The sequence below is a fragment of the Rhodococcus sp. IEGM1428 genome, assembly GCF_050321865.1.
In the GTDB taxonomy this organism is placed as follows: domain Bacteria; phylum Actinomycetota; class Actinomycetes; order Mycobacteriales; family Mycobacteriaceae; genus Rhodococcoides.
The window spans coordinates 810,846-833,422 of record NZ_JBNQFW010000001.1 but is presented as its reverse complement, the minus strand read 5'-3'; the positions used below and the strand labels follow the sequence as shown (position 1 = coordinate 833,422).

Annotated in this window: 22 protein-coding genes; 7 read left to right on the top strand and 15 right to left on the bottom strand. The window is 63.8% G+C overall.

All coding sequences use genetic code 11. The annotated features are described in order from the left end of the window. Positions 1-126: 126 nt before the first annotated feature. Entirely contained in the window at positions 127-1,299 is a 1,173-nt protein-coding gene (locus ACQR3T_RS03840) for a phytanoyl-CoA dioxygenase family protein (RefSeq protein ID WP_428692577.1), read from the top strand. 46 nt (positions 1,300-1,345) lie between these two features. Here ACQR3T_RS03840 and ACQR3T_RS03835 read toward each other — a convergent pair whose 3' ends face one another. Then, the gene (locus ACQR3T_RS03835) at positions 1,346-2,377 is read right to left on the bottom strand and encodes a LacI family DNA-binding transcriptional regulator (RefSeq protein ID WP_032376830.1); all 1,032 of its coding nucleotides are present in this window, start codon (positions 2,375-2,377) and stop codon (positions 1,346-1,348) included. A 77-nt stretch (positions 2,378-2,454) separates the two neighbouring features. On the opposite strand from ACQR3T_RS03835, the gene ACQR3T_RS03830 reads away from it, so the two are divergent. From ACQR3T_RS03830 to ACQR3T_RS03815, 4 genes are read left to right on the top strand one after another with little or no spacing between them, the layout of a single operon-like run. Further along, on the top strand, positions 2,455-3,252 hold the full coding sequence (locus tag ACQR3T_RS03830) for an SDR family oxidoreductase (protein ID WP_032376829.1): 798 nt from the start codon (positions 2,455-2,457) through the stop codon (positions 3,250-3,252). Then, positions 3,252-4,259 carry a Gfo/Idh/MocA family protein gene (locus ACQR3T_RS03825; RefSeq protein ID WP_428692576.1) on the top strand — a complete coding sequence of 336 codons (1,008 nt, stop codon included), beginning with the start codon at positions 3,252-3,254 and terminating at the stop codon, positions 4,257-4,259. The genes ACQR3T_RS03830 and ACQR3T_RS03825 overlap by 1 nt, the downstream gene beginning before the upstream one ends. Continuing rightward, entirely contained in the window at positions 4,256-5,146 is an 891-nt protein-coding gene (locus tag ACQR3T_RS03820; RefSeq protein WP_428692575.1) for a sugar phosphate isomerase/epimerase family protein, read from the top strand. Before ACQR3T_RS03825 ends, ACQR3T_RS03820 begins: the two co-directional genes overlap by 4 nt. Beyond that, complete coding sequence (locus ACQR3T_RS03815; RefSeq protein ID WP_428692574.1) at positions 5,143-6,135, top strand: Gfo/Idh/MocA family protein; 993 nt, start codon at positions 5,143-5,145, stop codon at positions 6,133-6,135. The genes ACQR3T_RS03820 and ACQR3T_RS03815 overlap by 4 nt, the downstream gene beginning before the upstream one ends. On the opposite strand, the gene ACQR3T_RS03810 is transcribed toward ACQR3T_RS03815, so the two are convergent. The 4 genes from ACQR3T_RS03810 to ACQR3T_RS03795 all read right to left on the bottom strand — a co-directional run bounded on the left by ACQR3T_RS03810 (position 6,119) and on the right by ACQR3T_RS03795 (position 10,334). After that, a complete protein-coding gene (locus ACQR3T_RS03810; protein WP_428692573.1) occupies positions 6,119-7,324 on the bottom strand; it encodes an acyl-CoA dehydrogenase family protein in 1,206 nt (401 codons plus the stop codon). The two genes, ACQR3T_RS03815 and ACQR3T_RS03810, sit on opposite strands and share 17 nt — an antisense overlap. Positions 7,325-7,419: 95 nt before the next feature. Continuing rightward, positions 7,420-8,202: an ATP-binding cassette domain-containing protein gene (locus ACQR3T_RS03805; RefSeq protein ID WP_428692572.1), complete on the bottom strand. Its 783-nt coding sequence runs from the start codon at positions 8,200-8,202 to the stop codon at positions 7,420-7,422. Between the two features lie 3 nt (positions 8,203-8,205). Next, positions 8,206-9,264: an ABC transporter permease gene (locus ACQR3T_RS03800; protein WP_428692571.1), complete on the bottom strand. Its 1,059-nt coding sequence runs from the start codon at positions 9,262-9,264 to the stop codon at positions 8,206-8,208. A 29-nt stretch (positions 9,265-9,293) separates the two neighbouring features. After that, on the bottom strand, positions 9,294-10,334 hold the full coding sequence (locus tag ACQR3T_RS03795; RefSeq protein WP_428692570.1) for a sugar ABC transporter substrate-binding protein: 1,041 nt from the start codon (positions 10,332-10,334) through the stop codon (positions 9,294-9,296). A gap of 259 nt (positions 10,335-10,593) precedes the next feature. On the opposite strand from ACQR3T_RS03795, the gene ACQR3T_RS03790 reads away from it, so the two are divergent. After that, positions 10,594-11,907: a D-alanyl-D-alanine carboxypeptidase family protein gene (locus tag ACQR3T_RS03790; protein ID WP_428692569.1), complete on the top strand. Its 1,314-nt coding sequence runs from the start codon at positions 10,594-10,596 to the stop codon at positions 11,905-11,907. 33 nt (positions 11,908-11,940) lie between these two features. Here the strand turns inward: ACQR3T_RS03790 and yhjD are convergent, their stop codons facing one another. The 9 genes from yhjD to ACQR3T_RS03745 form a co-directional block, all read right to left on the bottom strand. Then, positions 11,941-12,960: an inner membrane protein YhjD gene (gene yhjD / locus ACQR3T_RS03785; RefSeq protein ID WP_428693044.1), complete on the bottom strand. Its 1,020-nt coding sequence runs from the start codon at positions 12,958-12,960 to the stop codon at positions 11,941-11,943. Between the two features lie 84 nt (positions 12,961-13,044). Beyond that, on the bottom strand, positions 13,045-14,085 hold the full coding sequence (gene trpS, locus ACQR3T_RS03780; RefSeq protein ID WP_032376823.1) for a tryptophan--tRNA ligase: 1,041 nt from the start codon (positions 14,083-14,085) through the stop codon (positions 13,045-13,047). A 74-nt stretch (positions 14,086-14,159) separates the two neighbouring features. Next, a complete protein-coding gene (locus ACQR3T_RS03775; protein ID WP_080730552.1) occupies positions 14,160-14,966 on the bottom strand; it encodes an exodeoxyribonuclease III in 807 nt (268 codons plus the stop codon). 65 nt (positions 14,967-15,031) lie between these two features. Beyond that, positions 15,032-15,934: a membrane protein insertase YidC gene (yidC, locus tag ACQR3T_RS03770; protein ID WP_428692568.1), complete on the bottom strand. Its 903-nt coding sequence runs from the start codon at positions 15,932-15,934 to the stop codon at positions 15,032-15,034. 64 nt (positions 15,935-15,998) lie between these two features. Beyond that, positions 15,999-16,343: a DUF6412 domain-containing protein gene (locus ACQR3T_RS03765; protein ID WP_428692567.1), complete on the bottom strand. Its 345-nt coding sequence runs from the start codon at positions 16,341-16,343 to the stop codon at positions 15,999-16,001. A 62-nt stretch (positions 16,344-16,405) separates the two neighbouring features. Next, on the bottom strand, positions 16,406-16,690 hold the full coding sequence (locus ACQR3T_RS03760; RefSeq protein ID WP_428692566.1) for a DUF6412 domain-containing protein: 285 nt from the start codon (positions 16,688-16,690) through the stop codon (positions 16,406-16,408). Between the two features lie 39 nt (positions 16,691-16,729). Further along, positions 16,730-18,160: a DUF4153 domain-containing protein gene (locus tag ACQR3T_RS03755; protein ID WP_428692565.1), complete on the bottom strand. Its 1,431-nt coding sequence runs from the start codon at positions 18,158-18,160 to the stop codon at positions 16,730-16,732. Positions 18,161-18,248: 88 nt separating this feature from the next. Further along, on the bottom strand, positions 18,249-19,220 hold the full coding sequence (locus tag ACQR3T_RS03750) for a HAMP domain-containing sensor histidine kinase (RefSeq protein ID WP_428693043.1): 972 nt from the start codon (positions 19,218-19,220) through the stop codon (positions 18,249-18,251). Beyond that, entirely contained in the window at positions 19,220-19,894 is a 675-nt protein-coding gene (locus ACQR3T_RS03745) for a response regulator transcription factor (RefSeq protein WP_032376819.1), read from the bottom strand. The genes ACQR3T_RS03750 and ACQR3T_RS03745 overlap by 1 nt, the downstream gene beginning before the upstream one ends. A gap of 165 nt (positions 19,895-20,059) precedes the next feature. Here ACQR3T_RS03745 and ACQR3T_RS03740 point away from each other — a divergent pair, with 165 nt between their 5' ends. After that, positions 20,060-21,115: an ABC transporter substrate-binding protein gene (locus tag ACQR3T_RS03740; protein ID WP_080730451.1), complete on the top strand. Its 1,056-nt coding sequence runs from the start codon at positions 20,060-20,062 to the stop codon at positions 21,113-21,115. A gap of 14 nt (positions 21,116-21,129) precedes the next feature. Here ACQR3T_RS03740 and ACQR3T_RS03735 read toward each other — a convergent pair whose 3' ends face one another. Further along, positions 21,130-22,272, bottom strand: coding sequence for an MFS transporter (locus ACQR3T_RS03735; RefSeq protein ID WP_032378095.1), 1,143 nt, complete (start codon positions 22,270-22,272; stop codon positions 21,130-21,132). Between the last annotated feature and the right edge of the window lie 305 nt (positions 22,273-22,577).

Genomic DNA, 22,577 nt, shown 5'->3' with positions numbered 1-22,577 from the left:
CTGGATTCGATCTCGCCGCGCACTCGGATGAGGTGTTTCTGATGGAATACAAGGGTTGATTCCCAGGTCGAAAGGGATCAGGCTCGAGGTCGGACTTTGCATCCAGCCGTCGAGAGGACTTCAACAATGACCACCTACACGAACACAACCCGGACCGGACGACTCGGAAAAGACGACTGCGACATCGATCTGTTCCGCGAATCGGTATCGGAGCAAGTCGACCTCGCGAACTATCCTCATGCAACGAGCGTGCGTGAGAACGTCCTGATCTACGACGCCCGCTCGGTCGAGGGCCTCGATGCCCCCACTCGCGAGGCGATACAGAACGAGCTCGCTCAGGCTCTGCTCACCGGGCCCGGCATCGTCGTGTTCGAAGGCGCGTTCACCGAAGCCCACGGTATGAGCGAGGCCACCGACTACTTCATGCACACCATCGCCGGCCAGCACGCCGCAGGAATGAACTCGGGCGACCACTTCGCGAAACCAGGTACCAACGATCGCGTCTGGTCTGCATTGCAAAAGCTGGCCGTCGATCGACCCGAGGTGTTCTCGAAGTACTACTCCAACGACGTACTTGCGTTGGTGTCGCAGGCCTGGTTGGGACCGATGTACCAGGTGACATCCTCGATCAATGTCGTCAACCCGGGCGGTCGGGCCCAGAATCCTCACCGTGACTACCACCTGGGATTCATGTCTGTCGACACCGCTGCTGCATTCCCGGCACACGTGCACCGACTGTCACCCGCCCTGACTCTGCAGGGAGCCGTCGCGCATTGCGACATGCCGCTCGAGAGCGGGCCGACCATGTACTTGCCGTTCTCACAGCGGTACGAACCGGGCTACATCGCTTTCAATCTGCCCGAGTTTCGAGAGTACTTCGCGCAGAACTACATTCAACTGCCACTTCGGGTCGGCGACGCCGTCTTCTTCAATCCGGCACTGTTTCATGCTGCCGGGCACAACACCTCGACAGGCATTCGCCGGATAGCGAATTTGTTGCAGGTGTCGTCTGCATTCGGTCGCGCGATCGACACAGTCGACCGCAAAGCCATCGTCGAGGCCATCTATCCGTCTCTGCTTCGGATGGCGTCGAGCAGCAGCGCAGCGTTCGTCGGGAACGTCATTGCGGCGTCGGCCGAGGGATACGCATTCCCCACCAACCTCGATCGCGACCGACCGACGACCGGCCTCGCGGGCGAGACGCAGGCCGAACTTCTCTCGCGCGCCGTCGACGCCGCGATGCCCGCGCCCGAGTTGACGACTCTGCTCGAGGCTCAGGAACGGCGCAGGCGCATCTGACCCTCCTGTCGTGACCGGAGCCTCGGCCCACTCCGGTCTCGACAGGTCACCCGTTGTTGTAGCGGGTCAGGACATGGATCCGCGAGGCCTCGTTGACCACGCCGTCCAGTGCGCCCCTCGCCTGCATGATCATCCGGCAGGCCAACCGTGCGTCGGCGCGCAGTTCGTGATGCAGAACTGCGGACACGGCCCCGGACCGCAGCAACACCCGATTGTCCTCGTCGAGGTCGTGGCCGATGAACACCCGGCACCGGCGGCCTGCTGCCTCGAACGCCCTGACGATCGCTGTGTTCCCGCCCCCGATCGAATACACGGCCTCGATCGCCGGATGCCGGCCGAGGGCGTCCACGACGAGGGACTCGACCGTCATGTCCAGACCGTCGGTACCGGCGAGTTCGACGACGGTGCGGCCGAATCCCGCACCCCGCTCTGCCGCGAGAGTGCGCAGCGTTGTCCGAAATCCCATTTCGCGTTCTTCTTCGCCACGAAAGGTGTTGCTGCTGAGCGTGATCAGCACCTCTCGGTCCACGTCCCCGAGCCATTGATCGACCAGAAACGCTGCAGTGGCACCCGCTGCGCGATTGTCGATGCCTACGTACCCGAGGCGGTCCGAGGCCGGTACGTCGGTCACGTAAGTAACGACCGGCGCGCCGGTGCCGACCACGGCGTCGATCGCCTGAGCGACGTCGGGATCGTCCGGGGCTTTGAGGATGACTCCGTGGGTGCCGCGGGCGGCGAGCTTTCCGAGGGTCTCGACCATTGCAGGTACCGATTCGGTATCTCGGAAGTGGAACCTGCATCGGACGAGCGCAGGCGAGAGCATCGGCAGTTCGGCCTCGATCGCGGTCCGGAACTCGGCCGAGAATCGTGGCGGCGTCTGCATCACGACGTCGAACAGAAACTTGCGACCGTTGAGGCGAAGTTGCGATCGCTGCTTGTCCAGGTCTGTGATCGCCTGCTGCACTTCGGCTCTGGTGTCCTGCCGCACCCCCGGCCTGTCGTGCAGAACACGATCGACCGTGGCTTCACTGAGACCGGCCTGCTGCGCAATCTCGCGGACCTTGAATCGATGCCTCACGCCTACCTCGTTTCGTGATGCCTTTTTGAGGGGTTTTTCCTGTTGATCGTAACCTCATCGGCCGCAACACTGAACGCATGAACTCCTACCTGTCCGGCACACCCCTCCTCGGGAACTCAGTCGTTCTCGTCAGCGGCGGAACCCAGGGAGTCGGTGCGGGCGTTGTTCGAGCTGCTGCTCGAGAGGGTGCTGCAGTCGCCTTCACCGGCCGACGAGTCGACGTCGGTTCGGCCTTGCAGGACGAGTTGAACGCCGCCGGCCACTCCACACACTTCATCGAGGCCGACGTATCGGACCCAGACTCCGCTCGCGGGTCGGTCGAGCGCACGGTGGACAGGTTCGGGCGAATAGACGCTCTGTGCAATGCAGCCGGCCTCACCACGCGGGGCACACTGGTGGACACCACTCCGGAGTTGTTCGATCAACACATCGGCGTCAATCTGCGCGGCCCGTTCTTCACGATGCAAGCTGCAGTGCAGAACATGGTCTCGCGCGGTGCAACCGGGACCATCGTCAACGTCATCTCGATTGCCGAGCACGGCGGCCAGTCCTTTCTCGCCCCCTATGTCGCGGCCAAAGCCGGTCTCGCCGGTCTGACGAAGAACGCGGCGTACGCGCACCGGTGGGATCGCATCCGCATCAACGGGCTGAACATCGGCTGGACCGAGACCGAGGGCGAGACCGAGATACAGAAGCGCTTTCACGGTGGTGACGACGACTGGGCCGCCAAGGCGAACGACAGTGTCCCCATGGGCAAGCTCGGCCAAGTCGACGAAATTGCCGACTTCGTCGTTCTGCTGCTCTCCTCGCGCAGTGGAGTAGTCACCGGTTCCGTCATCGACTGGGATCAAACGATCATCGGAGGGCAGGACTGATGGGATCACGGATCGGTGTCATCGGACTCGGACGCATCGGTGCGTTCCACATCGACACGCTCAGCACACTCGACGGCGTGGACGGCCTCGTAGTCACGGACGAGCGTCAGGAAGTGACCGACTCGGTGGCGCGAAAATCCGGTGCCGAAGCGGTCTCGTCCGCCGCGGAGTTGATCGCGTCGGGGGTCGACGGAGTTGTCGTCGCTGCCGCAACGTCCGCGCACGCGGGGCTGGTTCTGGCGTGTGTCGATGCCGGGATATCGGTGTTCTGCGAAAAGCCCATTGCCTTCACTGCGGCCGAGAGTCTCGCTGTGGTGCAACAAATCTCGGGCGGTTCCGTGCCGGTTCAAATCGGGTACAACCGGCGATTCGATCCCGCCTTCGTCGCCGCCAAGGCCGCCGTCGTCTCGGGCGAGCTCGGCCGACTACATACCGTCCGCTCGACCACCCTCGATCCGGCTCCCCCGCCGATGTCGTACATCGCCACCTCCGGTGGCATCTTCCACGACTGCAGTGTGCACGATTTCGATATCGTTCGATGGGTCGTCGGACACGAGGTCGTCGAAGTGTACGCGGCAGGGTCGAACCAGGGCGATCCCGAGTTCTCGGCCGTCGGCGATGTCGATACGGCAACTACGACAATCACTTTCGAGAACGGCACGCTGGGCGTCGTATCCAACACCCGATACAACGGGCGCGGTTACGACTGTCGCCTCGAAATACACGGCAGCGACGACACTGTCGTGGCCGGGTGGGATCGGCAGGTACCGGTACGCAACCTCGACGCGGGGGCAACGTTCCCCGATTCCACACCGCACAGCTTCTTCATGGACCGCTTCGAGTCGGCCTACCGGGCAGAACTGTCTGCCTTTCTACAGGTCGTCACCGGCGACATCCCCTCACCGTGCACGGCTCGCGACGCCCTCGAGGTCGCGTGGATTGCCGAGGCCGCAACACTGTCCTTACAACAGCACCGACCGGTGCGGATCGACGAGGTACGTCCATGAACGCCATTCGTATTGCTGGAGCACCTATCTCGTGGGGAGTGTGCGAGGTTCCCGGATGGGGCTACCAGATTCCGGCAGACCGCGTGCTGACCGAGATGCGCGGCGCCGGACTGACGGCCACGGAAGTGGGACCGGAAGGATTCCTCCCTGCTGAGCCCGCCGAACTCGCACACACTCTGCACCGCTACGGCCTGACCTCCGTGGGCGGGTTCGCTCCGGTGCTGCTGCACGACCGAGATCACGACCCGGTTCCAGGCATCGGGCCACTACTCGACGCGTTCGTTGCGAGCCGCGCCGAGGTTCTCGTACTCGCAGCCGCCACCGGCAGCGAAGGCTACGACTCACGACCCATCCTGAACGATGATCAATGGACAACGTTGCTGCTCAACCTCGATCGGCTCCACGTTGCCGCCGACAGCCGAGGCATCCGTGCCGTTCTGCACCCACACGTGGGCACCATGGTCGAGAAGCGCGACGAAGTCTTCCGGGTGCTCGATGGATCGAGCATCCCGCTGTGTCTCGATACCGGCCACCTTCTCATCGGTGGGACCGATCCGGTGGAACTGGTGACCGTCGCGTCCGAACGCATCACCCACGCTCACCTCAAGGACGTATCTCTGCCACTGGCCGCTCAGGTGCAATCTGGTGAGCTCACCTACACCGAGGCGGTGGCTCGCGGCATGTACACACCGCTCGGCACCGGTGATGTCGACATCTCCTCGGTCGTGAACAAGCTGCTCGACGCAGATTTCGACGGTTGGTTCGTATTGGAACAGGACACAATCCTGTCCGAGGAGCCGTCCGGCGCAGGACCGGTTCGCGATGTCGTTGCCAGTGTCGAATTCTTGCGTGACATCGTGCGGTTGCGCGCGGGGGCACGCTCGTGAGCGTACTGCGGATCGGCATACTGGGTGCGTCCCGGATCGCCGAGCAGGCGTTGGTCGAACCAGCACGCATTCTCGGTCACCGTCTGGTCGCGTGCGCGGCGCGTGACCGCACCCGAGCGGAGAGCTTCGCCGAAAAACACGGAGTGGAGCGAGTTCTCGACTCCTACCAGGACGTCCTCGACGATCCGGAGGTCGACGTCGTTTACAACCCGCTCGCGAATGCGATGCACGCACCGTGGAATCTCGCGTCGGTCCGAGCCGGGAAACCGGTGCTCACCGAGAAGCCCTCCGCAAGCACTGCATCCGAGGCCGATCGAGTTCGACAAGCGGCAGCTCGAGCCGGAGTGCCGGTGATGGAGGGGTTCCACTATCTGTTCCACCCGGTCACCGAGCACCTGCAGCAGTTGGCGAGCGACGGCACTCTGGGCGACCTGCTTCGCATCGAGACGATCACCCACATGCCTGCCCCGGCTGAGGACGACCCCCGATGGCGTCCCGAGTTGGCCGGCGGTGCCTTGATGGACCTCGGGTGCTACGGCCTGCATTCGCAGCGACTGTTCGGATCGATGGCCGGTGGCCGGCCGAGCGTCACTGCAGCCCGACTCACCCCACATCCGTCCGGAGTGGACACCGCCTTCGACGTCGATCTGGCGTTCCCCGGCGGTGTGACGGGCAGTGTCACGGGCTCCATGACCGCGCCGGAGTACGACTTTCGAATCAAGATCACCGGCACGCGCGGAGAAGCGTTGGCGCACAACTTCATCAAACCGAACGAGGACGATCGCGTCACGACGATCGTGAACGGCGACCGTAGAACCGAGAACCTGGGTAGACGCTCGTCCTACACTTACCAGCTCGAGGCGTTCGCCGATCACATCCTGCACGGCGCTTCGATACCGTTGGACGCCGAAGACGCTGTGCAGAACATGGAGATGATCGACCGAGTAGTCGAACTGGCGTCGCGTACCGACATCACACGAACGCGCTGAAGCCCGTCACACCACGGCCGACGATCAGGTTGTTGATCTGCGCGGTGCCCTCGTACGAGTACAGCGCCTCGGCGTCCGCGAAGAACCTGATGACGTCATGCTCGATCAGAATTCCGTTGCCACCCATGATCTCTCGGGCCCAACTGACCACTTCGCGCAGCCGCGTCGTACAGAACGTCTTCGCGAGCGCTGCATGCTCGTCGTAGTGGACGCCGTTGTCCTGCAGCTGCGAAACACGAATTGCCATACCGAGCGAGGCGGTGATGTTGGCGGTCATCCGTGCAATGAGATCGGCGATCAGCTGGAACGAGGCGATCGGAGAACCGAACTGCTCGCGTTCACGCGCATACGCGACAGCTCGCTCGTACGCGCCGATCATCACGCCCACCGCTTGGAACGCCACTCCTCCGCGGGTCAAGCGGAGCACTTTGGCGGTGTCGGCGAACGAGTTGGCGGCGGCGAGCTTGTTGGCGACCGGGACTCGGCAGCTCTCGAGGTGTACGTCCGCATTCTCCACCGCGCGCAGGGAGTACTTGCCCTCGATCTTCTCTGCCCGGAACCCCTCGAAATGCTTTTCGACCACAAAGCCCTTGACCTCGCCATCGGCCTCGTCCTTGGCGAAGACGATGGTCAGATCAGCGAAGGTAGCGTTGCCGATCCAGCGCTTGCTGCCGTTGAGGATCCAGTGATCTCCGTCGAGTCGAGCGGTGGTCTCGAGTCCGCCTGCGACGTCGGAGCCACCGTGCGGTTCGGACAGTCCGAACGCGCCGATCGTCTCCATCCGTCGCATGGCGGGCAACCACCGCTCGCGCTGCTCCTCGGAGCCGAGAATCGAGATACTGCTCATCGCCAGCGAACTGTGCACGCTGAACATTGTTCCCGTGGACGGATCGACCCGCGCGAACTCCATTTCGAGCCAGCCGGTGAGCAGCTTGCGCGAGGCCTTTCGATCGCCGAACTCGTAACCGAGACCAGCGATCTCGAGCTCGGCGATCAGCGGCAACAGATGTACCGGCGAGCTCGCCTTCTCCCAGAATTCGTTCGCCCGCGGCGCGACCTCCTCCTGCAGGAACCGACGGGCGCGCAGTACCACCTCGATCTCGTTGTCGTCGAGCATCCCCTGATATCCGTAGAAATCGGACTCGAGAAAATCGGGCGACAGTGGTCCGAGGGGCTCGTGCTCACTCATGTTCGGCTCCTTCGTCTGGTGCCTCCGTCGGACACCGCTACCGATCTTCTACCCGCCACGCCCGCTTCTCACTCATGCGAAGCAGCGGTCAGAGGTCAGCGGCGCAGTTCGTCGGTGAGCGTCGCCAGTTCGTCGCCGCCCGCCATTTCCCTGGTGAGGTCGTCGAGCGAGATGTCGTCGTAAGCACAGTCGAGCGTCTGGCGACCACGGTTGAGCAGAACGAAATGATTTCCGACCAGGTACGCGTGGTGTGGATTGTGGGTTATGAACACGACGCCGAAGCCTTGCTCTCGGGCCGCGGAGACGTAACGCAGAACCATGCCCGACTGCTTGACGCCCAGCGCGGCCGTCGGCTCGTCGAGGATGAGCACACGCGCACCGAAGAAGATGGCGCGGGCGATGGCCACGCACTGTCGCTGCCCACCGGAGAGAGAGCCGATCGGAGCATCGACGTCGGGCAGATCGATGCCGATCTTGCGAAGTTCCTCGATGGTCGTCGCGCGCATGGCGTGGACGTCGAGTGATTTCAGGACCTTGCCACGACGCAACTCCTGACCGAGAAAGAAGTTGCGCCACACCGGCATCAGGGATACCACCGCGAGGTCCTGATAGACGGTCGCAATCCCCTTGTCCAGGGTGTCTTTCGGCGAGCCGAAGGTCGCTGGTTCGCCGTCGACGAGCAACTGACCCTCGGACTGCTGATGTAGGCCGGCCATGATCTTGATCAAGGTGGACTTGCCTGCACCGTTGTCGCCCAGAACGCACGTGACCTCACCGGCACCGACACGGATATCGATTCCCTGCAGCGCAGTGACGTTGCCGTAACTCTTGCCCACGTTCCGAAGTTCGATGAGGGGCGTGTTCGCGGAGGAAGTCATCGATTACCTTTTCGCCGCGAAGTTGCGGAACGAGTTGTTGGCGATCACGGCGAACAGCAGCATCGCGCCGAGAAAGAACTTGAACCAGTCGGGGTTCCACCCGGCATAGACGATGCCCTGATTGGTCATGCCGAAGATGAATGCCCCGATGAATGCGCCGACGGCTGTTCCGTATCCGCCGGTGAGCAAGCATCCGCCGATGACGGCGGCGATGATGTAGAGGAACTCGTTGCCGACGCCTTGGCCGGACTGAACGGTGTCGAAGGCGAACAGCAGATGCATGCCGACGAACCAGGCGCAGAAGCCGACGAACATGAACAAGCCGATCTTGACCCTCGTGACCGGCACCCCGACGGCTCGCGCCGATTCCTGATTGCCGCCGACGGCGAAAATCCAGTTGCCGGTACGAGTTCTCATCAACACCCAGGTTGCTGCCAGCGTCAACACGATCCACCACACAACGGTGATCCGGATCGACACTCCGAATACCGAGAACGAAGACGAGAACACAGCTTTGGCCGAATCGAATCCCTCCATGTCCGAGATCGACGGTGTGGCAACCTGACCGGTGGCGAGTTTGGTGACGGCGAGATTGATGCCGGTGAGCATCAAGAACGACGCCAGCGTGATCAGGAACGACGGGATTTTGGTCCGCATCACCAGATAGCCGTTGAACACGCCGACCGACAGCGCCAAGAGCAGTGCCAACGCAGAGCCGGCCCACACGTTCAGATGCAGGTTGTAAGCCAGCATCGACGCCATGATGGACGAGAAGGTCACTGCAACACCGGTGGAGAGGTCGAACTCGCCGCCGATCATCAACAACGACACTCCGATTGCCATGATGCCGATGGTCGAGGACGCATACAGAACGGTCGCGAGTGCCTCGGGCGATCGAAACGGTGGTGCCACGATGCAGAAGAAGACGAAGATGGCGACCGCTCCGAACAGTGCCCCGACCTCCGGGCGAATCAGCAACCGCTGCAATGGTTTCCGCTTCTTGACCCGCTCGTCTGCGATCACGACGTGTTTCGACAGAGCCGGATCGGCCTGTGTGGACATGAGATTCCTTCCGCGCCGAGGCGATGCACTCAGCGTGTGCCGTTACGGGCGTATTCGGCGACGGCGTCGATGTTGGTCGAATCGATGAACGCGGGTCCGGTCAGCACCGGTGTGCCGCCGCCGATCGTGTTGCCGTTGTTGAGGTAGAGCCACAGCGAGTCGATCGCCAGGTAGCCCTGCAGGTACGGCTGCTGATCGATCGCCCACGCCACATCGCCGGACTCGATCGCATCGACCAGTGCAGCATTGGTGTCGAAGGTGACGATCGTGGCGTCGCTTCCCGCGTTGACAGTGGACTGCACCGCAGTCAGAGCGATCGGAGCGGCGAGGGCGATGACGTGGTCGATCGTCGGATCCTGCTGCAGCTTGGCCGTGATGGTCGACTCCACGGACGGCATGTCCTTGCTGTTGACGTTGAGGATCTCGGTACTGCCGCCGGTGAAGCCTCGCCTGACGCCTGCACATCGCGCCTCGAGCGACACTGCACCCTGCTCCTGGATGATGCACAGCGTCTTGCGAGCACCGTCGGTGGTGAGACGAGCCCCTGCAGCCTGCCCGGCGATGGTCTCGTCCTGGCCGAAGTACTGCTGGACTCCCATGTCCTTCCAGGAGTCGTAGCCGGAATTGAACGCGACCACGGGAATGCCCGCGGCAGTGGCTGTCTCGACTGCAGGGGCCATCGCGTCGGGCTTCGCCAGCGTCACCGCTATGCCGTCGACCTTGGAATCGATCGCACTCTGGACCAGGTTGGCCTGGTTCGGTGCCTCCGGGTCCGCCGAGTACCGCAGTTCGATGTTGTCCTTCGCGGCCGCGGCTTCGGCACCCTTGCGCACGAGATCCCAGAACGTGTCGCCGGGAACCTCGTGCGTGATCATCGCTATCGTCGCCGCCGGTGTGTCGGCTACGCCCGCACTGTTTCCGTCGTCGGACGATCGAGGCGCACCGCCGGTGCTCGAGCAGGCCGCAAGGGTCAGTGCGGCGGTGATAGCCAGCGCAACCGTGCTCGGCCTGCGGCCTGGCCGGTTCCGAATCGGTCCGGGCTCACCGGTGAGCCTGTGTCGAAACGTCATTGCACTTCCTCTCGGACGACCGAACGATCCTGACACGGCCGATCCGGTCGCTGCCTGGAAAGACGAAATATACGGAGCACGCAGTTGTGCTCGATTGTCGGAACGGGCATCGGCGGTGCCCGCATCATCGTCTCACCTACTTCACTGGACCAGTCCGTCCCGGTCCCACGACGCCCCTGCGGACCCCATCGGGTAGGTCTCGGCCGTCCAGTGCGAGTCGCCGCCTCGGCGGACCCTCGAGCGCCTATGGTGATTCGCGATGAAAAGGATCAGAAGTATGCTGGCCGTGTCGGCGATTTCGATGGCTCTCCTCGGCATCGGCGCCGGACCCGCCCTGGCACAGCCTGCCGCCGAACCGCCGGTTCCGACGACGACTACACCGCCGTTCACGACGCCGGACACAGACAGCTGCCCGTACGCCGCGTCACCTCCCCCGGCGATCGACCTGTCCGAGGTACCGGCCCCTGGAAGCACTGCCCCGCAACCACTTCCAATCCCTGCCGACGCTGTCGGCGGCGATCGCCTCGCCGGGTGCGGAGTGGTATTGCCGGACGGTGCTCCCCCACTACCGGCGGATATTTCCGCGACCGGGTTCGTGGTGGCGGACATGGACTCGGGGGCGGTTCTTGCGGCCAAGGATCCACACGGACGGTACCGACCTGCCAGCACGATCAAGACCCTGCTGGCCCTCGTCGCACTGGACGAGCTGAATCCGAGCACACAGATCACCGCAACCGCCGAGGATGCCGAAGCCGAGGGCAGTGCAGTCGGCATCGGAAAGAACGGCGTCTACACCAATCTGCAATTGATGCAGGGGTTGGTAATGGCATCGGGAAACGATGCGGCGCAAGCGTTGTCGACTCAACTCGGCGGGGACGCCGCCACTGTGGACAAGATGAATGCCAAGGCGGCAGAGCTGGGCGCACTCGACACGCGCACGGCCACGCCGTCGGGTCTCGACGGGCCCGGGATGGCGAGTTCCGCCTACGATCTTGCTCTGATCTTCCGCGAGGCCATGCGCAATCCGACGTTCGCGCAACTGATTTCGACGGAGACCGTGCAGTTTCCGGGCTACCCGAAAGATCCTGCGATCCCGGAGGATCAGGACAGACCCGGTTTCGCACTCTCCAACGACAACCAGCTGCTCTACAACTACGAGGGTGCCCTCGGAGGAAAAACCGGATACACCGACGACGCCCGGCAGACGTTCGTCGCCGGGGCCGAACGCAATGGCCGACGCCTCGTGGTGACGATCATGAAGGGCGATGTGCTGCCGATACGTCCGTGGGAGCAGGCGGCGCGGCTTCTGGACTACGGGTTCGCCATGGATCCGAACGACACCGTCGGTGATCTCGTCGAACCGCAGTCGACGGCGGCGGTGACGAGTACACGACCGAGCGAGGCCACGCCGACTCTCGCCCAGCCACCCGCGACTGCGTCGGGGTCTGGCTCCCGCCAGTCCGAGATGCAGGCCCAGGGCGACACCGTTGTCCGTATCTCGATCGGTGTCATCGGTGCGATCGTGGTGATCGGCTTGCTGTGGGGCGCGCGCAGACTTTCCCGCAACCGCTGATCAGACCTTCGGTCGTGCGCCGTCGCGAGGCATTCAGCGGCGCCGGTTGCGCAGTCCCGCGACTCCGACCGCGGCGAGAACACCCGCACCCACCAGCGCCAACCCGCCGGTCACGCCGGGACCTTCACTGACCTCGACCCTCGTGTTGATCACCGCCGGTTCCGGTGCCGGAACGTGGGCTTCGGCGAGGCTTTCACGAGTCGTGGCAGCGAACGACGTGGAGAACAGCACCAGCCGTGAAGTCGTGAACACGAACACCAACAGACCGATGATGGGTCCGAAGACGACGCCTGCAGGACCGCTGGTCACCGACGCCAGATAGAGGGCACCGAGCTGCTTGAAGATCTCGAACCCGATTGCGGCCAGCAGGGCACCCTTGGCTGCGCTACGCCACGACACCGGTTCGCGCGGCAGGCGCGAGATCACCCAAGTGAACAGGGCCCAGGTGCCCGCCAGCGCGAGGAGCACCGAGAATATGCGCAGTGCAATTCCCACTCCCGGTACCGAGTCGAGATTCGCCCATTCGAGGATGCTGCGCATGACGCCGCCGCCGGCCAGAGCCGAGAGGGCGAGCGAAAGAACCAGTGCGGTCCCGAGGCCCAGCAACGCAGCGAAGTCCTTGGCCTTGGTCGCCAGAAAGCCACCCTGCTCGTGCTGGCTCTCCCACATGGCGGTCAGCGCTTCACGAAGGTTGGCGATCCACCCGAGACCGGCGTACAAGGCACCGAGCAGACCGATGATGCCGACACTCGTGCGCGATTCGATGGCCGTCTCGATCAGAGAACTGATCGTTTCGCCGAAGCTCCCCGGCACGTTCTCCGCGATCTGCGACTGGATCTCGGCAAGCCACTCGGGCTGGTTCACGAGCACGAAGCCGGCGATCGCAAACGCGACCATCAGCAGCGGAAACAACGCCAGCACACTGAAATACGTCATACCGGCCGCGTAGTAGTCACCCTTCTGACCCTGATAACGCTGCGCGGCAACGACGGTGTGGTCGAGCCAGGGCCACCGGGCACGCCGGTCGTCGAGCATGGCCTTGAAATCGGGCATCGCGCTCACCTTCTCGCTGTCGTCGGCCACTGTCGGATGGTGTTGCCGCATCGCTGCGCAACGAAACCCGGTGTGTCGTAAATGCTATGCGCCGGGAGGCAGGAAACCCACCCGGTCGTACACCTGAGCGAGCGTTCGACTCGCCACTTCCCTGGCTCGATCCGCCCCAGCCGCGAGGATGCGATCGAGTTCGGCGACGTCGGCCATGAACCCGTCCATCCGCTCACGCAACGGAACGACGAACTCGGTCAGTACCTCGGCGGTATCGGACTTGAGGTCTCCGTATCCCTTGCCCGCGTATCCGGCCACGAGATCCTCGATGCTCGTACCCGCGAGAGCAGACTGGATGACCAGCAGGTTACTGACGCCGGCCTTGTTCTCCGTATCGAACACGATGTCGCGTTCGTTGTCCGTCACCGCCGAGCGAATCTTCTTCGCAGACACCTTCGGATCGTCGAGGATGTTGACGATGCCCGCCGGATTCGACGAGGACTTGCTCATCTTCGCAGTGGGATCCTGCAGGTCGAATATCTTCGCGGTGCCCTTGATGATGTGTGCGTCGGGAACGACGAATGTCCTTTTGAACCTCGTGTTGAAGCGCTGCGCCAGATCACGAGTCAACTCGAGATGTTGACGCTGATCCTCGCCTACCGGAACCAGATTCGGACGGTAGAGCAGGATGTCGGCGGCTTGCAGAATCGGATATGTGAACAGACCGACGCTGGTGTGATCGCGACCCTGCTTGGCAGACTTGTCCTTGAACTGCGTCATCCGCGCCGCTTCACCGAACCCGGTGATGCAATTGAGAACCCACGCCAACTGCGCGTGCTCGGGCACCTGACTCTGTACGAACAGCGTCGACTTCTCCGGATCGATACCCACCGCGAGCAACTGCGCCGCAGCCACTCTGGTGCGACGACGCAACTCCTTGGGATCCTGCGGAACGGTGATGGCATGCAGATCCGGGATGAAGTAGAACGCATCGAACTCGTCCTGCAACTCCACCCAGTTCCGCACCGCACCCAGGTAATTGCCGAGATGGAACGAATCGGCCGTCGGTTGGATGCCGGAGAGCACCCGCCGACGCGGACCCTGCGGAGTGTCGATGGAGTCGGGAGAAGACATGGTGCAATCTTTTCACGAACCCATCGACACCTGGCTCTCGCCTAGCCAACTCGGGTCACTCCGCAGGCTCCGCTCTAGCGGTAGCGCACAGTCACCGGTGCGTGATCCGACCATCGCTGGTCGTAGGCCTCGGCGCGCTCGGTGATCGCTTCCTTGGCGCGCTCGGCCAGATCACTCGTGGCCAATTGGTAGTCGATGCGCCAACCGGCGTCGTTGTCGAACGCCTTCCCGCGATACGACCACCAGCTGTACGGACCCTCGACCTCCGGGTGCAACGCCCGAACGACATCGGTCCACGGTGCCTTCTCGGCGAGCAACCGCGACACCCACTCACGTTCCTCCGGCAAGAACCCCGAGTTCTTGCGGTTCGTCTTCCACGCCTTCAAGTCGGCCTCGGTATGGGCGATGTTCCAGTCGCCGCACACCACCACGTCCCGGTCGGCGGTCTTCGCTGCCTTGGCCGACTTGCTCAGGTACTTCGCGAACGCGGCCATGAAGCGTTCCTTCTCGTCCTGGCGGTCGGTACCCACCTCGCCCGACGGCAGGTACAGGCTCGCCACGGTGACATCTCCGAAATCGCCTTCGATGTAACGACCGGCGTCGGCGAACTCGGCAGCGCCGATTCCGGTGCGAATCGCGTCGGGTGCTGCCTTGGACAGCAACGCCACGCCGTTGCGTCCCTTCGCAGACGGCTCGGCCGACGCAAGGTGCCACCCCGCATCGAGAGCCGAAGCCAGCGCCTTGGTCAGTTCCCCGTCGTTGGCCCGGGTCTCTTGCAGGCAGATGACGTCGGCATCGGTGGCCTCCAGCCACGGCAGCATGCCCTTGCGAACAGCAGCGCGTATTCCGTTGACGTTGACTGTGGAAATTGTGATCGGCACGCCGACGACGGTAGCGGAGACCACCGACAGACTGCAGGTCGCCTTCTGTCGGCGGCACTGGCCCGTTACCGACGCCTGGGCTTGGCCCCGGGCTTCGGAGCGGTGACCACCGATGTCACTTCCCGCACTACCACCGGCTCACGGTCGATCCGCCGGTAGACGATGTGCTGTTGGGCATACGTCCAGATGTTGTTGCTGACCCAGTACAGCAGCACCGCGACCGGCAACACCGGGCCGCCGACGAGTACTCCCGCCGGGAACACCCAGAGCGTGAGCTTGTTCATGATCGCCGTCTGCGGATTGGCAGCTGCCGCTGCATCCTGACGGGTGACCGATGCCCGGGAGTTCAGATGGGTGGCAACCGCGGCGACGATCATCAACGGGACCGCAACGAACGCGATGCTCCATATCGACGGCACTCCCCCGAACGGACCGAACGCTTCGAGCACTTCCCGAGAGCTGTTGATGGCAGCGGAGATCGGCGCACCGAAGAGCCGTGCGTCGAGAAAGGACTGCACATCGGCGGCACTGAAGACGTAGTTCGCGGTGTTCGCATTCTCCTGCGCCGTCATACCGAGGTGCCCGAATCCGGTACCGGTTCGGTTGAACGAGCGCAGCACGTGGAGCAGACCGATGAAGACCGGACCCTGTGCAAGCAATGGCAGACATCCCATCAAGGGATTGAATCCGTGTTCCTGCTGCAGCTTCCGCGTTTCGGTGGCCAGGCGAGTCCGGTCCCCCGAGTGCTTCTTCCGGACGGCCTCGAGCTGGGGCTTCAGCTGCTTCATCAGGAGCTGAGAACGAATTTGGCTGACGAACGGCTTGATCAACACCGCTCGCAGAGTGAAGACGAGAAAGATCACCGCCAATGCCCAGGCGAAGCCGTTGTCGGGTCCGAGCACGAAGCCGAAGACTCGGTGCCAGAACCAGAGGACTGCGGAGACGGGATAGTAGACGAAATCGAGCATGGTGGAGCACCTCACTGTGAGAGAAAGTCGGTCGGAAGGCGTCTCGACCGGATCTCGCAGTGACTCAGCAGAATACGAGCCACCGGTCCGGTCGAAAGACCGAACCGGGCGCTCTCGGCATGGGGCGGCCGGGAGTGTCGGGGTGCTCCTGCCTACGGAAGGATCCTCGAAGACGTCGGCCGTCCGCAGCTCCGGCGCACGTCGACTGTGGTGCGACCGCCCCAGGATCGACCGGCGCGCCGAAGGTCAGCAGTGATGCGGCCACCAACGCACCGAACATCGCGATCTGGGCGGCGGGTTGCGCATCGACAACGGTGAAGACGACGAGCAGGACGGCGAGGATGCCGACGAGTGTGATTGCGTGGCGTCGAACAGCCAGGCGACATGCGTGTGATCGAAATACGAACATCTTCGGTTCCTTGTGACAGCCTCGCGGACAACGGATTGCGAAGGCGTGGGGGAACTTTCGAGCTACAGTGCCCCCACCAGGGAACCGGGTGCTCGTGGCTGCGGACGGCCCGGGGCATCCGGGCGGTGTTGACGTCGGAACGCACCTCGTAGATGACGTTCCTCGGCAGTGGGTCCGACGTTCGGCAGCCGGCGTAGGAGCGTCAAAACATCGACACGGTGCGCGAGCACCATCAGGACCGCCAGTGCGGCAACGAGAACGAGTGCAACGTCCGCTGTTCCGGCCGGCGTCGTCAGCAGCAGCGACAGAAGAAGCAGCGAGGTGACGACGAAGTTCTGGTATCCCATCCCCCACCTCCTTGGTGTGCCGCTGATCCGAGTCGTTGCTCAGGGTACAGATACCGACGGGTCTGTGCACTGTTGCCATGCGTTGCCCACTCGCGCCAGGCCTCGGCCGTGCACACACGCTCGTGTGAAATCGGGCGATCGATCGAGCTCCGCGTCGGCGTCGGACGACAACCCACTCAGGTAGCGGACATCGATACGCCCGGTCTGCTCGAATCGCTCCACGTTGTGACGCGCGATGTACGCATCGGGATTCAGGGCCGCCAATGCGATCACGGTGAGTACGGCCCCTACGCCCACTGCTCGTGGAATCCAGCGACCCGACATCCGCACACCAGCGGCGAGCAGGAACACGAACACCGATCCCAGCCACCACTCGACGGCCGTGACGAACAACCTCAGAGTGGTGTACCCGTACTGCTCCTCGTACAACGACATTCGATGCAGCGCCGACGCCACGATCACCATCGACAAGACACACAGCACGCCCAACAGGGCACGCAACGCAATCCGGTCGCGTCGGGCGATGCGCTCGGCGTTGGTCACGGTGACTGCGATGACGAGCAAAGTCAGCACCGTCACCGCGAGCAACTGCCAGAAGCCCTGCCGCGCGTACTCGGCGTTGGTCAGACCCTCGGTGGTCAGAACGTGCCCCTGGCCGCCGAACAGCGTCGGCACCTGGAAACCGACGAAGACGACGAACAGCGCCACCACCGCCCCCAGGGGAACCATCCACTCCCACAACTGCAGTGTTCGACGCGGCGACGGTGCGAGGCGATCGAACCGAGGCGGATGCAGGGCAACGTACGCAACGGCCAGCGCACCTGCTGCGGTGAGCACGAAGACGAGGGTGCGTCCGACGATCGATGCGGCGTCGAACTCGGGCGTCACCGCGCCCAGTGCATCCGCGAACCGCTTGTCGGCCGCACCGAACAACGCCGCGAACACGACGCAGAGCGCAACGGTCACGACGGCCACCATGCCGATCCGCACCGGCCGCGGCCCCTCCAGATCGATCGAACCGGCTCCGCGTCGGGTCCACCGAGCCACGCGCGCCGGCAGAAACAACGGCAAGAGAGCGCCGAGTGCGATTCCCGTCCACGTCCAGGCACGGGAGAGCACCACCACTCCGACCACGATGGCAAGCGTCGTCGACATCGTCACGATCCACTCGGCCGCTCGCAGTGCAGACACACTCGCCAGTGCCAGCACTCCTGCCACGCCGGCCCATTCCCACCGCGATAGCCTGCCGCTGCGTACTGCAAGCACAACGACCACGAAGGTCACGGCAGTGATCAGCACACCGAACGTGTTGTCCACCAACGTCACTGCACCGATCAGTCCAGCAAGAGCCGACCCGATGAGCGCCGCACGAGGGGGCTGCGAATACCGCAGCACCGGCCAGGTGCGCGGCCCCCAGGGAAAGCGCCCGTGCTTCGTTCTCGGATGAATCGGAATGTCGATCGTGCTCATGGCTCGTCCCTTTTCTGTGTTTCGGGCATGGAAGGTCGGCGGCTGCAGTCCGGAGACGAGCAGTCGCGGTTCGGATTGATCGAGAAAGTCAGTGCTCGGGGATGGCCACTCTGATGTGGCAGCCGAACTCGCTGTCGAGAACTTCGATGGTTCCACCGTGCAGTTCGGTGGCCCAGCGGGCGATGCCGAGGCCGAGACCTGTTCCGCCGTCGGTGGATCCGCCGCGAGTGAACCGATCGAACACCGCATGGCGATCGGCGAGCGCAATACCGGGGCCCTGGTCGACGACGTCGAATGCATACGCTCCGACGATTCGATGGGCCCGCAGCGTCACGGTGCTCGAAGAGGGGGAATGCCGCACGGCGTTGTCGACGAGATTGGAGATCACCTGGGTCATGCGAGATCGGTCGGCCACGACGGTCGAATCGGCGGGCGAGACGACGATCGACACTCGTTCACGGTGAACGGAAGTCGCATCCTCGAGGAATTGCCGCACCGCGAACTCCTCCGGGGCAATGGTGAGAACACCGCCCTCCACCCGCGACAGGTCGAGCAGTTCGCTGACCAGATCACCGAGTCTCTCGGTCTGACTCAGCGCCACCGACAGCGTTGCGAGATTCGCGTCGGTCACCCCGTCGACCATGTTCTCGAGCACGGCTTGCAGGGCAGCGATGGGCGTCTTCAACTCGTGCGAGACGTTGCCGATCAGTTCACGGCGATACTTCTCTGCGGCTTCCAGATCGTCAGCCATGGTGTTGAACGCGGTGGCGAGCTCGCCCACCTCGTCCCGCGAGGTGGCCCGCACGCGTTTCGAGTAGTCGCCACGCGCCATCGCCTTGGCCGCCGAGGTCATCTCGCGCAGCGGCGACGTCATTCCGTGAGCGACGAATTGTGTTGCGGCCAAGGACACCACGAGCGCCGCGAGCAGTGTGTAGCGAAATTGCCAGCCCGCGCCGATCCAGAAGACGACACTGGCCAACACCAACACAGTGCCCACGACGAACGAGACCTTGAGCTTGAACGAGCGCAAGGGATCCAGCGGGCGCGGCAGCATGCGCATCATCGCGGCGACTCCACGGCGTACCCGACGCCGTGCACCGTTCGAATGAGATCGCCACCGAGTTTGCGGCGCAATGCTTTCACGTGAGAGTCGACGGTTCGGCTGCTCGCGGAATCGTCCCAGCCCCACAATTGCGACAGCAGGGTCTCGCGAGAGACCGCGGTACGAGGACGAGCAGCGAGATAAGCCAGGATGTCGAATTCCGTTCTGGTCAAATGGATGTCGCCGGATTCGTTGGACACGCGTCGTTCACGGTGATCGATCTGCAGGTCGCCGATACGGACGGAGTGGGTCTCGGCGGTCGCCGATCGCTCGGCGCGGCGAATCAGCGCGTGCACGCGAGCGACCAACTCTCGCATGCTGAACGGCTTGCCCAGATAGTCGTCCGCGCCGACGCCCAGGCCGACGAGCATGTCGGTCTCGTCGGACTTGGCCGTCAGCATCAACACCGGCACCGGCCGTGACGCTTGAATGCGGCGGCACACCTCGAGCCCGTCGAAACCGGGCAGCATCAGGTCCAGAACCACGAGGTCGGGATCGAATCGCGCACAGGCCTCGACGGCGGCGGGCCCGTCGGCTGCGGTGACGACCTGGTACCCCTCGCCGCGGAGTCGCGCCGCTACGGCCTCGGAGATCGTGGGCTCGTCGTCGACGACGAGAACTGTGCGGCTCATGAGAACTGACCCTAGAGGGCGCAGATGGAGGAGTCCGTCGGGAAATGTGGAGGTTCGGTGAAGGTTCGAGCCGGACCGTCGGGTCGATCCCGAACTCGGCCGCACGCCCGATTTAGGGTCGGCTATCCTTCCGTTTGTTAGCCAACCCTTCCGAAAGGCGTCTCGATGCACTTCCGACCACTACGTACGACACTCGCGGTGTGCGCGATAGCGCTGACCACCGCAGGACTGCTCAGCGCTTGCTCGAACTCGAGTGACGAGGCGTCGCCTGCCGCAGGGGCGGACACGGGCTCCTCGTCCGACTCGTCCGCATTTCCGGTCACGATCGAGCACGCGTTCGGTGAGACCGTCGTTCCCGCGGAACCCACTCGCATCGTCGTGGCGGGGTACACCGAGCAGGACACCGTGCTGGCGCTCGGCGTCATACCCGTCGGCGTCACGGAATGGTACGGCGAACAGCCGTACGCAACCTGGCCCTGGGCTCAGGCAGCGCTGGGCGACGCGCAGCCGGAAGTGCTCTCGAACGACGATGGATTCGAGACGGAGAAGATCGCCGCGCTCGAGCCCGATCTGATCATTGCCACCAATGCCGGGCTGACGGCGGACACCTACGACACTCTCAGCGACATCGCACCGACACTCGCGCAGTCCGACGCGTCTACCGCCTACTTCGAGCCCTGGGACGTCCAGGCCGAGAAGATCGGACGCGCACTGGGCCAGAAGACCGAGGTCGATGCGTTGATCGACGGAGTGAACCAGAAGTTTGCGGACGCCGCTGCCGCACACCCCGAGTTTGCCGGCAAGAAGGCTATCTTCCTGCAGAACGCGTTCTACGAGGGCAAGGCGATTGCGTACCAGGACGGACTGAGCACAGACTTTTTGACCAAGCTCGGCTTCGCGATCCCCGACGACATCGACGCGTACGTTCCGGCCGACGGTAGCGCTCAGGCCAGTATTCCGCTGGAGAACCTGTCCGTACTCAACGTCGCCGACGTGTTGATCTGGGGAACCGAAGGGCCCGGCGACCGCGCCCAGTTGGAGAAAGAAGCGGTGTACAACGCACTGGAGCCGGTGCAGGACGGCAATCTGGTCTTCACCGACGGGGTGACGGCAGGTGCGATCTACTTCACCAGCGTGCTGAGCCTGCCGTACGTCATCGACAAGCTGACCCCGGCGCTGACCGAAGCACTCGGCGGAACGGCAGCGACGATCACCAGCTGACAGGACCGGGTGGCCTACTGTGCGGCCGCGCGCTTGTCCATCCACATGGCGGTGGCCAGCACACCGAGACCGGCCACCGCCAGGCCGGAGCCGACAGCGGCGGGTGCCGTGTAGCCGAAGCCGGCGGCGATCACGGCACCACCGACTGCCGCACCGATGGCATTGGCCAGGTTGAATGCGGCGTGGTTCAGCGATGCGGCCAGCGTCTGGGCGTCCTCGGCCACGTCCATCAACCTCGTCTGCAGACCGGGAACCACCGAGGAGCCGGATGCGCCGATCAGAAACACCAGAAGCAGAGCAGTGATCGGATTGTGTGCCGCTGCCACGAACAGCGCCAGGAACATTGCAGTTGCGGCCAGCCCGACGAAGGTGCCCTTGAGCTGGTACCGGTCTGCCAGCCAGCCACCGGCGTAGTTGCCGGCGACCATTCCGAGTCCATAGATCATCAGGGCGACCGGAACGAGCGCGCGAGCGAGACCGGCGACATCGGTCAACGTCGACGCGATGTAGGTGTACACCGCGAACATGCCACCGAATCCGACGATGCCCACGAACAGGGTCATCCACACCTGGCTGCGACGCAGTGCACCGAGCTCGGTGATGGGGCTGGTGGTCGGCATGGCGTCGAGTCGCGGCATCCACACAGCGAGCGCGGCGACGGTGAGGGCACCGATGACCGCCACGAGAGCGAACGCACTGCGCCAACCCAGCGCCTGCCCGATCCAGGTTGCCACCGGTACGCCGACGACGTTGGCGACCGAGAGACCCATCATCACCATCGCGACGGCTTTGGCTCGTTTACCTGGTTCGGCGAGGTGGGCAGCCACCAGCGCGGCCACTCCGAAGTACGCACCGTGCGGCAGGCCCGCGACGAATCGCGAGGCGACGAGCTCGTTGAAACTGGGTGCGAACACGGTTCCGAGGTTGCCCAGAGTGAAGGCGACCATCAACACCAGCAGCAACATCCGCCGGGGAACGCGCGCAGCCAGGGCAGCGATGGTGGGCGCGCCGACCACGACGCCGAGCGCGTAGGCAGAGATCATGTGGCCCGCGGAGGGCTCGGAGATCCCCATCGTGGTGGCGATGTCCGGCAGCAAGCCCATCGACGCAAATTCCGTGGTGCCGATGCCGAAGCCACCGATGGACAGGGCCAACATGGCGAGCCTGCGACGGGTCGAGTGCGGTCGATGACTGACGCTCAGACCACTCGAGACCTTGCCGCGCACAGCGCTGACTCGGGAAAGAGCGGAATCGGTGACAGTCACAGCGGTACTACCTTCGTTTCGATCGTGGAATGGAGCAACAAGAACGGTGGCCGGCCGAATCGATTCAGCAGAGCGCAACCGAGTAAGAGAACAGCCAACCCGACCATTGTCTTCCCTCGGGCAACCTGTTTTCGAGTCGCAGCGCGGTGATTGTCCTCACCCGAGCATCTGCTCGAGTTCCACCGGGCGCCGCACCG